Below are 12275 nucleotides of genomic sequence, written 5' to 3' on the forward strand. Positions count from 1 at the left end.
CTGACTCTTCTGCTTTTGGTGTTGTTCCTGCTGCTGACTCTTCCGCTTTTGGATTAGTTGTCGCTGCCGGTTCTTCTGCTTTTGGCGTTGTTCCTGCTGCTGACTCTTCTGCTTTTGGATTAGTTGTCGCCGCTGATTCCTCTGCTTTTGGCGTTGTTCCTGCTGCTGGTTCTTCTGCTTTTGGAGTTACTTCTGTAGGCACTTCTGCTCTCGGCAATTCTGGTTGAATTTCTGGAGCAACAATTGCACCCCCTAAAATTTCTTTATATTCAGGTATCTCTAATACTTCTGGTTTTACTATAGCACCATCTTTTACTTTATTTTCCGTAATAGATTTTTTTTCTTCAACTGTATTTGAATTTTTTTCTACTAAGTCATATGCTTTATATACAACTTTTGCCTCTATTACATTACCGTTTAATTCTACACTATATAAAACTGTTTTTTCAACTAACTCTCTTACCACACTAGTATTAGGTAATGATTTTTCTGAGCTACTCTCTTTTGAAATGACAGCTTTTTGTTTATTAACACTTACACCTGGTTGAACTACTCTAGATACTTGACCTTTTTTTAAATTACCAAGATTATAAGTATAATTTTTACCATTAATTGTTGCGTACACTATAGTATCATAAGTATCCCTTAACGCTGATACATGAAAAACTATTTCCCCATTAACTTCTTCCGAGCTTACTGTAATATCTTGTGTTAATTTATTACTACTAGTTGTCGAAATATTTTCTACCTTATTTTCTGCAAAAACTGCTAGTGGGTTTGCTAGTGTAAATAATAAGGCACTGGCAGTTGCTACTTTTGATATTTTTTTCATTTGAGATTCCTCCTAAATTATTGGTTGTTTTTTATAGAAATGAAAGTCATCCTTTACTTCATTATTCTACCATTTTTACTATTTGTCAAGCATATAACATCAAAATATCACTGATTATTCAGAAAAAAATAATATTGTATTTTTTCTTTATATTACCTACTGTAAACTAACTATGTAACAAATAGTTTTCTGCTTAATCTCGAATTATTTTTCTTTTCATTAGCAATTCTACACATTAAGTCAAGACTTTTGACAATCCTCTTGTTTCATGGTTTAATATACCCCGTAAGAGTATATAGGAGTTTTAGATAAATGTTTTTTTTATTCATAAAAGTTGACAGTATTTCCACTACTGAACTAGAATATAAATTAAAGGAAAATATTCAACTAATAGACGTAAGGACACCTAGTGAGTTTAGAAGAGGGCATATAAAAAGTGCAAAAAATATTCCACTAAGTGAAATCGGAAACTTCACTCCAATTGCTGACAAAAAAAAATATATAATTTGTCACTCTGGAGCAAGAAGTAAACTTGCCGCTAAAAAACTTAAAAAAAGAGGTTTTGATGTTGTTAATGTTCAAGGTGGAATGCATGCATGGCAAGATAAAACAGTTTAAAAATTACTAATTATAGAAAGGAAGAATTTATGATAAATAATATTTCGATTCAAGATTTTCATGATAAATATAATAATGAAACACTTAATATTCTTGATGTAAGAAAAATTCATGAATATGAAGCAGGCCACATACCTACTGCACAAAATTTTCCTTTAAATACTTTAGTGTTAGACTTTTCTAAGTTAGACAAAAATCAAAAATACTATGTGATTTGTCAAGCTGGTGGGCGCTCTGCTAAAGCATATGACTTTCTTGATGCACAAGGATTTAATGTTATAAATGTCGAAGGTGGTATGAATAATTGGCCTGGAGAAACAAAATAACAAATTAAAGAATTAAACAATCAACAATCGATAGATTAAAATTCTCTATAAAATTAATACACCCAAAAAAGTCTTGGTCCTATATAATTTTGAATCAAGACTTTTTATTAATAATTTAGTATGCTATTTTTTTCACTAGATACTGTATAGCTTTTTCTTATGATCTTCAAGATTTTCTGCAGGATTATTAAGGCATTCCATAAGGTTTTCTGTTATTAATAATTTAACAACTAGGTCAACACTTGAACGAACAGCGGTTAATTGAGTTATAATATCAATATAATCTCTCTTCTATCATTTTTTGTATTCCTCTAAGTTGACCTTCAGAGCATTTTAGACGCGTAATATACTTCGATTTTGCCATATTTATTTTCCTCAGTAGATTTTTTTTCATTATACCGTGAAGAATTTATTTTATCAAAATTTAAAAAATTTGTATGTTTTTATATTGAAAATTCCTAAAAATCTAATTCCAATTATTCTTCCAAAATAATAAATCTGATTCAAAGATTTCCTTATATACTCAGTGTATTAACAATTAATTTTTAAAGTAAATTTACTTCCTTTACCATATATACTTTCTACTAATATGTCTCCATTTATTTGTAAGGCTAACTGTTTCGCTATTGCCAAACCTAAGCCATAACCACCTGTTTTCATATTTCTTGATGCTTCAACACGATATAATCTTTTAAAAATATTATCAATCTCTTCTTTTTTTATACCGCAGCCTTCATCAATTATAGAAATAGAAAGAATTTCATCACTAATTTCAGCAACTATTTCTATTTTTGTTCCACTTGGTGAATATTTAAATGCATTGCCTAATAAATTAACTATAATTCTTTGCATTTTATTATAATTACTTACTATTTTTGCATTTTCTGGTTTAACTTTTATAAAAATATCTCTTTGTTCTTTTTCTGCTCTTAACTTAAATTCAGACATACAATCAATTAATAGTTTATCTAAAAATATTGTTTCTTTTTTATCGGCAGAATTAGTTTCTTTCACACTTAGCGTCAAGTAATTTAATTCTTCAACTAATTTGTTTAATCTTGTTGTTTGACGACAAATTGTTTCTAAATAATACTTGTATTCATCTTTTTTTATTATACCATCTAACATTCCCTCGGCTGTTGATTGAATAGAAGTTATAGGAGTTTTTATATCATGAGAAAGTTGAGCAATCATAAGAGATTTTTCTTTTTCACTTTGTTCTAGTGAGTCAAAACTTTCTTTTAAGTGCTCCGACATATCATCAAATGCTATAGACAAATCTCTAAATTCGACAGGTCGTATCACTTCATCGCTGATATCAAATCTCTTCTCGCTTATGTTTACTGTTTTTTTCTTTAGCACATCTAATGATTTAAACACACCTTTTAGTAATGCTAGACTTATAGTTGCGCCGATTAACCCCGCAATCACAGTAATTGCAACAATAAAATAGGTATCTTGCTTTTCTATTAACATTTGATTTGAAGCCCAAAATACAGCAACTATAGTTATTAAAAATGACAAAATATATCCAATAATAATATAATCTCTTAATTTCATTCTATATTTCCTTTCCATTTTTAAACTTGTTTTTCCATTTTATAGCCTAGTCCCCACACTGTCTTTATATTTGGTGTTTTCTCTGTAGAGTGTTTCATTAATATTCTCCTTAAAGAATGAACATGTACATTCAATGTATTCGCATCTTCAACATACTCATCCTGCCATATTTTTTCATACAATTCTGTTTTAGAAAAAACACGTTCTGGATTATCAGCTAATAACCACAATAATTCAAAAGATTTCACCGTTAAGTCTAATTGTTTTCCATTGACCCTTGCTATTCTACTATTATAATTTATCTCTAAATCCCCAAGTGTCGAAATACTATCTGTGCTATTTTTTTCAACTCGACGCAATATATTCCTAACTCTTAATACTAACTCTCTAGGACTGAACGGCTTAACTATATAATCATCAGCTCCCAGGCTCAAAGCATAAATCTTATCTGGCTCAGTAGTTTTGGCAGTTATAAATAAAAAGGGTTGCTCTGTATCTAAATATTGTACTTCACTAATCAAATCATAGCCGTCCATATTTGGCATCATTATATCAGTAATAATCAGAGAATACTTATTTCTTTTATATTTTTCTAATGCTTCTTTTCCATCATTAGCAATATCTACATCATAACCACCTTGCTCAAGATATCTTTTATTTATCTCCGTTATTTCTATCTCGTCATCTACTAATAAAATTTTGTTCATCATATCTCTACTCCTCCTAACAAAATAGCACTATACATTAAAAGTATAGCACTATTTTGTTAAATTCTGCAAGGTTCTATCTCTCTCTATTTTCAAAATATCAATATAATTGAGATTTCCCCACATAATTCTAGATATTCAAAAAATTCTATAAAAGAGATTACTATCAAATCATACTAACTTTAATCGTTTAATACTTAACTTTTTAGAGTTACTCTATTTAGTCGATTTCATTTTTTCTTCTAATTCCTAAATAACCTAGTAAGCTAGAGATTATTAGAGCTACTATTCCAGTAGTTGAAGAATTTGTTGAGTTAGTTGTATTCATTGTTCCTTCTGGAGCTGCACTTGTTTTTGGTAACATTCCTTTTTTCATCATATCATTGTTCATATGAGCGTTCATATTTTTCTCTTTCATATTTTTATGCATGTGCGCTTTCATATTCATAACATTTGATTTTTGCATATCCATAGGTTTTTCACTCATATTTGAATCCATTAAACTATGTTTTTTATGATCCGTCATCATATTTTCACCTGATTTTTTCTTCATTTCCATAGCTTCTTTATGAAGATTTACAGTAACCTCTTTTAGTGCTACTAAATTTGTTAAATCTGCTTTTCCATCTTTTTCACCATATACTTTGATCGTCGCTTTGTAGCTTTGTGTTCCATTGGCTTTAAGTAAATCTAATAATTCTTTATCTTGTTTTCCTTGTGTTCCTGCTAAGTCTACTTCATAGAAGTATAATCCATGTCCTAATTTCTCTACTGGAGGAAGAGCTGGATTTTTAGCTGTTCCGTTGTCTGACCATGGTGCTTTATCTGATGCTTTCAAGATTAATCTTGTTAACATTCCGTCACCACCGAAGAATTCATAAGGAATTACTTGGTTTACTCCAGCTGTGAATGGTCCAGGAAAGTTTGCTTTATCTAGGTATTTAGCTGGTACGTTTACTTCATCTTTTGTATTATCCATAACTGCTTTTTTAACTTCTTGTACACTTGTTAATCCATTTAGATTTACATTTACATCTTTTGTAGCTACTACATTTGTTAAATCTGCTTTGCCGTCTTTTTCTCCGTATACTTTAATTATTGCTTTGTAGCTTTGTGTTCCATTTGCTTTAAGTAAATCTAATAATTCTTTATCTGATTTTCCTTTTGTTCCTTCTAGGTCTACTTCATAGAAGTATAATCCTTTTCCTAATTTTTCTAATGGCAATAAGACTGGATTTTTCGCTGATCCGTTATCTGACCATGGTGCTTTGTCTGATGATTTTAAGATTAGTCTTGTTAACATTCCATCTCCACCGAAGAATTCATAAGGAATTACTTGGTTTACTCCCGCTGTAAATGGTCCAGGGAAGTTTGCTTTATCTAGATATTTAGCTGGTACATCAATTGTATCTTTTGTATTGTCCATTACTGCTTTTTTAACTTCAGCTGGTGTTGTTTTGTGTGTAGTCATATCTGGTGCTTCCATTTTTGGTGCATCAGCAGTATCTTTAGCAAGACTCAAAATATTATTGTCTATTGCTTCAGGTTTAGCTTCTCCATCTGTTCCAACTACAGGTTGTTCGACTGTTTTATCAGCTTCTTTAAGTTTTACTGTTGTTGATTCTACTAATTCAACTTTTTCTGTTGATTTAGTAACTACATTTTCATCTACCTGCGTTTTTACAGTTTCAACTATTGGAGCTTTATCCAATTGTTTATCACTTGCGTGTGCTTCTCCACCTCCAACAATCATGAAAATACCACTAGCGATAGCTGCTGATACTACTCCAACACTAACTTTTCTTATAGCCCATCTTGTAAAATTTTCTGATTTCATAAAGTTATTTTTCATTTGTATTTTTCTCCTCTTATTAATTAATACTTTATTATCAAAACTTTTTGTTTGATAAACACAGTATACCTTATAGATATTAACTAACTATTAGTAAATGCTTAAATATTTCTTAAATAGATATTATAAAATAATTATTTTAAGAATATGATAATATATACGGTTTATCTTAGATTTCTGACAATTTTGAAAAAAATTTTTAATTTTTTTACTAAAAAGTGTTGACAAAGAAAAAATCTTATGTTAATATTTCTTTAACAGTTTTAAAAGCGAAGAAGTGAAGAGCAGTATTACTTATTTATTAGAGACCTTTTGGTTGGTGAAAAAAAGGATTTAGGTATATTGTAAATGGTCACAGAGCTAGACTAATGAGTGAATACAAGTTAGTTTCGGTTGATTACCGTTAATAATCATTGAGGTAAGATTAAAAGTTTATTTTAAGATTATAAAATTGGGTGGTAACACGGTCATTTCGTCCCTTGTGTTACTACCCTTTTGTCGTATTTAAGACTGAGTAAAAAAATATTTTTACAAATTAATATATTATTACATGGATAAGATGAGTAGAAAAAAGGATTTACACCAGAGAGTCTCGGTAGCTGAAAAGAGATTAATGAGTTTTTTTGAAGATGGTCTTTGAGTTTTAATTATCGAGCTAAGGTTAGATAATTACGCAGAAAATAGCGTTAAAATTTTAATGAGGTGGAAAACTAATATTTTTAGTTTTTCCATAAAATAAGGTGGTACCACGTATAAAACGCACGTCCTTAGACAATATGTTTATTATTGTTTAAGGGCGTTTTTATTTTTATAATTCAATATACAAAAAAGAGAAAATTTCAGGAGGAAAGAAATAATGACAAAAATTTCAAGTTTAGGATACCCACGTTTAGGGGAAAAAAGAGAATGGAAAAAATTAATTGAGGGATATTGGGCTCGTACAGTTCGTCAAAACGAATTATTTGAGGAAGCTGGAAAACTTCGTCGTCTTTATATCGAAAAACAATACAATGCTGGCTTAGATTTTATCCCAGTTGGTGATTTCTCACTTTATGATCACATTTTAGATTTATCAGTTCAATTTAACGTTATTCCACAACGTTTCGAAGGAAGAGAAGTTGATGTAGATTTATTCTTCGATATAGCTCGTGGTAATAAAGATAACGTTGCATCTGCACTTAAAAAATGGTTTAACACTAACTACCACTACATCGTACCAGAATGGGAAAATGTTAACCCTAAATTAAACAACACTCGTCTTCTAGACCTTTATAAAGAAGCTAAAGAAATCGTTGGAGATAAAGCTAAACCAGTTATCACTGGACCAATTACATATGTTGCTTTATCTAGTGGATTAGCTGAAGGAGAATTCGAAAAAGCTGTAGATAAACTATTACCATTATACACTCAAGTATTCAAAGAATTAGCTGAAGCTGGTGCTTCTTACATCCAAGTAGATGAACCAATTTTCGTAACTGATGAAGGAAGAAACTATGTTGAATTAGCTCATAAAGTATATAACCACTTCAACAACGAAGTAGATGCTAAATTTATCTTCCAAACTTACTTTGAAGCTTTAGTAGAAGCTGAAAAACTTGCATCTTTACCAGTAGCATTCGGATTAGATTTCGTTCACGGTAGAGAAGAAAACTTAGCTAATGTAAAAGCTGGTTTATTCAAAGACAAAGAAGTATTTGCTGGGGTTATAGATGGACGTAACGTATGGAGCAATGATTTAGTAAATAGCTCTGCATTATTAGAAGAACTAAAAGCTAACGTATCTGAATTAGTAATCCAACCTTCATGTTCATTACTACACGTTCCCGTAACTACAAAAAATGAAACTGAATTAGAAGAAACTCTACTAAATGGTTTAGCTTTTGCTGATCAAAAATTAGTAGAACTTAACTTACTTGCTAATAAATTAGATGGTAAAGAAGAAGCTGAGTACCAAAAACACGTAGAAGACTTCAATAAATTACAAAATGCAGAATTCAGAAACCTTGAATTAGAATCTAGTGAAAATGTTCGTTCAACTCGTCCATCTGACTACAAAGTTCGTCGTGAAGTTCAAAACAAAAAATACAATTTACCAGTATTACCTACTACAACAATTGGATCATTCCCTCAATCTAAACAAGTACGTCTACAACGTGCACTTTGGAAAAAAGGTGAATTATCTAACGAAGCTTATGAGAAATTTATTGAAGAAGAAATTGCTCGTTGGATTAAGATTCAAGAAGACCTTGATATCGATGTATTAGTTCACGGTGAATTCGAACGTACAGATATGGTTGAATTCTTTGGTCAACGTTTCGCAGGATTCGCATCTACAAAATTCGGTTGGGTTCAATCATACGGATCTCGTGGGGTTAAACCACCAATTATCTACGGAGATGTAAAACACGTTGAAGCTGTAACAGTTAAAGAAACTGCTTATGCACAAAGCTTAACTAACCGTCCTGTTAAAGGTATGTTAACTGGACCAGTTACAATTCTAAACTGGTCATTTGAGAGAACTGATATTTCTAAAGCAGAAATCTTCAACCAAATTGCTATCGCACTTAAAAATGAAATTGAACTTTTAGAAAAAGCTGGAATTACAATTATCCAAGTTGATGAACCAGCCATCCGTGAAGGATTACCTCTAAGAGACAGCAAAAAAGAAAAATATCTTGAAGAAGCAGTATTCTCATTCCGTCTAGCCACTTCATCAGTTCAAGATGATACACAAATCCACACACATATGTGTTATTCTAACTTCGATGAAATTATCGATTCTATCCGCGCATTAGATGCTGACGTTATTTCTATCGAAACTAGTAGAAGCCACGGAGAATTAATCTCTGCTTTCGAAACTGCTATTTATCCATTAGGTATTGGTCTTGGGGTATATGATATCCACTCTCCTCGTGTACCAACAAAAGAAGAAGTTCGCACAAACATCTTACGTCCACTTCAAAAACTATCTACTGAGCAATTCTGGATTAACCCTGACTGTGGATTAAAAACACGTGCTGAAAAAGAAACTATCGAAGCGTTAGAAGTTTTAGTTGAGGTAACTAAAGAAATCAGAAACGAACTTTCCGCTAAATAGGAGGTTCGTATGAGAAACTTATTAGAGAGATTAGAACAAGATGTACTCGTAGCAGATGGGGCTATGGGTACGGCTCTCTATAGTAATGGATTGGAAAGTTGTCATGAATATAATAATATCTCTAATCCAGATTCTGTAGAGAAGATTCATAAAGCTTATATCGAAGCTGGTGCAGATATCATTCAGACTAATACATATGCTGCAAAGAAGTGTCAGCTTAAAACTTACGGTTATGAAGATAAATTCGAAGAAATTAACATCCGTGCTGCTGAAATAGCACGTAAAGCTGCTGGAGAGAATACAATTGTCTTTGGTACTATTGGGGCTATACGTGGGCTTCGTGAGTGTGAACTTTCATTAGAAACTATTGTTAGTGAAACACTTGATCAAGTAAAAGTTCTATTATCGACAGATAAAATAGATGCTTTACTATTTGAAACTTATTATGATCAAGAAGAAATTCGAGCTGTATTAACTGAAGTTAGAAAATTAACTGATTTGCCTATTATTACTAATATATCATTATTAGAAGCAGGTATTACTCAAAATGGAGAAAAAGTAACTGATGCATTAAGCACTCTTGTTAATTTAGGTGCTGATATCGTTGGACTAAATTGTCATCTAGGTCCTTATCACATGATTAAAAGTTTAAAACAAGTGCCATTATTTGCACAAAGTTACCTATCTGCTTATCCAAATGCCAGCTTATTACAGTTAACACAAACTATTAATGGTAATGAATATCGCTTTAGAAAAAACTCAGCATACTTCGAACAAAGTGCTAAGTTACTTGTAGAAGAAGGTGTAAGATTAATCGGTGGTTGCTGCGGTACTACTCCAGAGCATATTCGTGCTATTAAAAAAGGAATTAAAGGTCTTAAACCGGTTAAAAGAAAAGTTATAACACCATTACCTGCTGAAGAAGAGCTTGTAAGGGTTGCTCATAACGAACCAACAATTGTTGATAAAGTCAAAAAACAAGTAACTATAATTGCCGAATTAGATCCCCCGAAACATTTAAATGTGGATAAGTTTCTAGTGGGTGCAAAAGAAATAGATAAGAAAAATATTGAAGCTATTACACTAGCAGATAATTCTCTAGCTAGCACTAGAATTTGTAATTTAGCCGCGGCTACTTTACTAAAAGAACACATTACTACCCCTACTCTTCTACATTTAACATGTCGTGATCACAACCTTATAGGATTACAATCTCGATTAATGGGATTTGATCTTCTTGGAATTAATAATGTCCTTGCTCTTACTGGAGATCCAAGTAAACTTGGTGACTTCCCTGGAGCAACTAGTGTCTATGATATGACTAGCCTTAAATTAATTCCTTTTATTAAACAGCTTAACGAAGGACTTGGATATAATGGGGCTTCACTGAAAAAGACAACAAACTTTACAGTAGCTGCTGCTTATAATCCAAATGTTCGTGACCTAAGTAAAACTAAACGTTTAGTTGAGAAAAAAATTAAAGCAGGTACTGATTACTTTATTACTCAACCTGTCTTTGAAGCTGAAAAAATTGAACAATTAGCAGAACTTGCTGCTGACTATCCAGATACACCATTCTTCGTTGGTATAATGCCAATTACTAGCTACAACAACGCTGTCTTCCTACACAATGAGGTACCTGGTATAAAGCTATCTGAAGAATTCTTAGCTAAACTTGAAAAAGTAAAAGATGACAAAGAACTTTGTCAAAAAATTGCTTTAGAAGAAAGTAAAAAACTGATAGATGTTGCATTAAAACACTTTAATGGAATTTACTTAATAACACCATTTTTAAGATATGATCTTACTTTAGAATTAATAGATTATGTTGAAGAAAATAAAAATAAATAAATATTAAATGTATATAGAAAATCAAGGTGTTAGAATCATTCTAACACCTTGATTTATTGTATTTCTTTTATTTATTTCCGTATTTTTCGAAAAGTTCATCTAATGGTTTATACATTACTTTATTTAAGTCTTCAATTAAAAATTGTAATTTTTGTTGACTTTGCACAAATTCTAAGAACTTAGCATTTTCCATTAGTTTTTGTTGAATTTCTTCAAATACTGATAATTCTTCTTCAGTAGGCTCGTTACCAGCTTGTGCAGCTTCCATTAATTCTTTTTGTTTTGATACGAATTCTGTGTATAAATCATTAGCTTCTTCGTCTGAATATAGTCCTTCTGCAGCTGCTAATGATGCTTTATATTCATCAGATTCTCTTAGTGCTCTTTCAAATTCATTTGCTTTATCATAAATATTTACCATAATTATTTGCTCCTTTTATGTTGTAATTTAATTATAACATAGTTTTACCTTCTTTGACAATGAATCGTTTTTATCATCTTTCCCTATTACAGCATATCTTTTTTCTATAAAAAAGTAAGTTTCAAAAACTACTATGTACAAATTCTTACAATAGTTCTATATAGCAAAACACACTACTTCATACTATCTTTTTGTTTTCTTGATAATACTAACACAAGTAAACTTACTATAGTAAATAATGAAAAATCATTAATATTATTTAGTCCTGTTTTTGGAAGAGTCTGTTGTTTTGATAAGTTTTCTTTAGAAATCAAGTTTTGAGAATCTATTTTTATTTCTGAAAATAAATCTTTATTGCTTTGCGAAACATCTTTTTTAGAAAGATTATTTTTATCTGATACTATTACAAATTGACTGAAGTGATTTATGTAGAATTCTACGTTTCCGTTATTTATGACTGAGCGAATTTGTTTTAGATTTCCATTTTTTTCCACATGATATACTTCTATATTTTTATTTTCATATTCAGCTAAAGCTACTCTTACTAGTCTATTATTGTCTAATAATATTTCTTTACCACCTTTGTGTAAACTTAAATCGTATATTCTTATATTCTTATTACCTTGTAGCTTATTTTTTACAGCATTTATCGCCTTCTTATCTTCTATCTCTACTGCTCTAAATTCTATATCATCTATAGTCATATCATAAAGTTCTAAACTCACTCTATTATCAAGAGACGTTAAGAATAATGTTTTTAATTTATTTTCTAAGATTTTATTTCCATCAGATTTATGTGAAGTTTCTTCTTTCTCTGGAACTGTTGGCTCTTCTTCTTTTGGCTTCTCAGGTACTCCTGGTTGAACGTGATTTCCTTGTTCTCCTGTTGTTCCTGGTTGAACTGGTTGTTCTTCTTTCCTTGGAACTGTCGGCTCATCTTCTTTTGGTTTTTCAGATACTCCTGGTTGAACGTGATTTCCTTGTTCCCCTGTTGTTCCTGGTTGAACTGGT

Annotated in this window: 8 protein-coding genes, 3 pseudogenes and 2 other annotated features; of the genes and pseudogenes, 4 read left to right on the forward strand and 7 right to left on the reverse strand. The window is 31.0% G+C overall.

The features are described 5' to 3' along the window. Positions 1 to 832, reverse strand: a pseudogene (locus RWL85_RS07700) (hypothetical protein); the annotation flags it as partial. Between the two features lie 312 nt (positions 833 to 1144). Between RWL85_RS07700 and RWL85_RS07705 the strand changes: the two are divergent. After that, the gene (locus RWL85_RS07705; protein ID WP_314086748.1) at positions 1145 to 1450 is read left to right on the forward strand and encodes a rhodanese-like domain-containing protein; all 306 of its coding nucleotides are present in this window, start codon (positions 1145 to 1147) and stop codon (positions 1448 to 1450) included. Positions 1451 to 1479: 29 nt separating this feature from the next. After that, a complete protein-coding gene (locus RWL85_RS07710) occupies positions 1480 to 1776 on the forward strand; it encodes a rhodanese-like domain-containing protein (RefSeq protein ID WP_314086751.1) in 297 nt (98 codons plus the stop codon). 135 nt (positions 1777 to 1911) lie between these two features. Here RWL85_RS07710 and RWL85_RS07715 read toward each other — a convergent pair. The 4 genes and pseudogenes from RWL85_RS07715 to RWL85_RS07730 all read right to left on the reverse strand — a co-directional run bounded on the left by RWL85_RS07715 (position 1912) and on the right by RWL85_RS07730 (position 5895). Next, positions 1912 to 2170: pseudogene (locus RWL85_RS07715) on the reverse strand (metal-sensing transcriptional repressor). A gap of 137 nt (positions 2171 to 2307) precedes the next feature. After that, on the reverse strand, positions 2308 to 3336 hold the full coding sequence (locus RWL85_RS07720; protein ID WP_314086753.1) for a HAMP domain-containing sensor histidine kinase: 1029 nt from the start codon (positions 3334 to 3336) through the stop codon (positions 2308 to 2310). Between the two features lie 20 nt (positions 3337 to 3356). Further along, complete coding sequence (locus tag RWL85_RS07725; RefSeq protein ID WP_314086755.1) at positions 3357 to 4046, reverse strand: response regulator transcription factor; 690 nt, start codon at positions 4044 to 4046, stop codon at positions 3357 to 3359. A gap of 217 nt (positions 4047 to 4263) precedes the next feature. Continuing rightward, positions 4264 to 5895 (reverse strand): SSURE domain-containing protein, encoded by a 1632-nt coding sequence (locus tag RWL85_RS07730; RefSeq protein ID WP_314086758.1) that lies wholly within the window; start codon positions 5893 to 5895, stop codon positions 4264 to 4266. Positions 5896 to 6158: 263 nt separating this feature from the next. Continuing rightward, positions 6159 to 6378 (forward strand) — a binding site (T-box leader). 59 nt (positions 6379 to 6437) lie between these two features. Continuing rightward, positions 6438 to 6667: a binding site (T-box leader), on the forward strand. 84 nt (positions 6668 to 6751) lie between these two features. On the opposite strand from RWL85_RS07730, the gene metE reads away from it, so the two are divergent. After that, complete coding sequence (gene metE, locus RWL85_RS07735) at positions 6752 to 8992, forward strand: 5-methyltetrahydropteroyltriglutamate--homocysteine S-methyltransferase (protein WP_314086761.1); 2241 nt, start codon at positions 6752 to 6754, stop codon at positions 8990 to 8992. Positions 8993 to 9001: 9 nt separating this feature from the next. Then, positions 9002 to 10843 (forward strand): bifunctional homocysteine S-methyltransferase/methylenetetrahydrofolate reductase, encoded by a 1842-nt coding sequence (locus RWL85_RS07740; RefSeq protein ID WP_314086764.1) that lies wholly within the window; start codon positions 9002 to 9004, stop codon positions 10841 to 10843. A gap of 67 nt (positions 10844 to 10910) precedes the next feature. Here RWL85_RS07740 and RWL85_RS07745 read toward each other — a convergent pair whose 3' ends face one another. Together RWL85_RS07745 and RWL85_RS07750 are read right to left on the reverse strand one after the other, a co-directional pair. Beyond that, a complete protein-coding gene (locus tag RWL85_RS07745; RefSeq protein WP_314086767.1) occupies positions 10911 to 11264 on the reverse strand; it encodes a YlbF family regulator in 354 nt (117 codons plus the stop codon). A 173-nt stretch (positions 11265 to 11437) separates the two neighbouring features. Beyond that, positions 11438 to 12275, reverse strand: a pseudogene (locus RWL85_RS07750) (hypothetical protein); the annotation flags it as partial.

The sequence above is a fragment of the uncultured Gemella sp. genome (genome assembly GCF_963515875.1).
Taxonomy (GTDB): domain Bacteria; phylum Bacillota; class Bacilli; order Staphylococcales; family Gemellaceae; genus Gemella.

Coding starts and splice junctions, on each gene's coding strand:
- RWL85_RS07710 (WP_314086751.1), top strand. CDS start 1,480: ATGATAAATAATATTTCGATTCAAGATTTTCATGATAAATATAATAAT.
- RWL85_RS07725 (WP_314086755.1), bottom strand. CDS start 4,046: ATGATGAACAAAATTTTATTAGTAGATGACGAGATAGAAATAACGGAG.
- RWL85_RS07730 (WP_314086758.1), bottom strand. CDS start 5,895: ATGAAAAATAACTTTATGAAATCAGAAAATTTTACAAGATGGGCTATA.
- metE (WP_314086761.1), top strand. CDS start 6,752: ATGACAAAAATTTCAAGTTTAGGATACCCACGTTTAGGGGAAAAAAGA.
- RWL85_RS07740 (WP_314086764.1), top strand. CDS start 9,002: ATGAGAAACTTATTAGAGAGATTAGAACAAGATGTACTCGTAGCAGAT.
- RWL85_RS07720 (WP_314086753.1), bottom strand. CDS start 3,336: ATGAAATTAAGAGATTATATTATTATTGGATATATTTTGTCATTTTTA.
- RWL85_RS07705 (WP_314086748.1), top strand. CDS start 1,145: ATGTTTTTTTTATTCATAAAAGTTGACAGTATTTCCACTACTGAACTA.
- RWL85_RS07745 (WP_314086767.1), bottom strand. CDS start 11,264: ATGGTAAATATTTATGATAAAGCAAATGAATTTGAAAGAGCACTAAGA.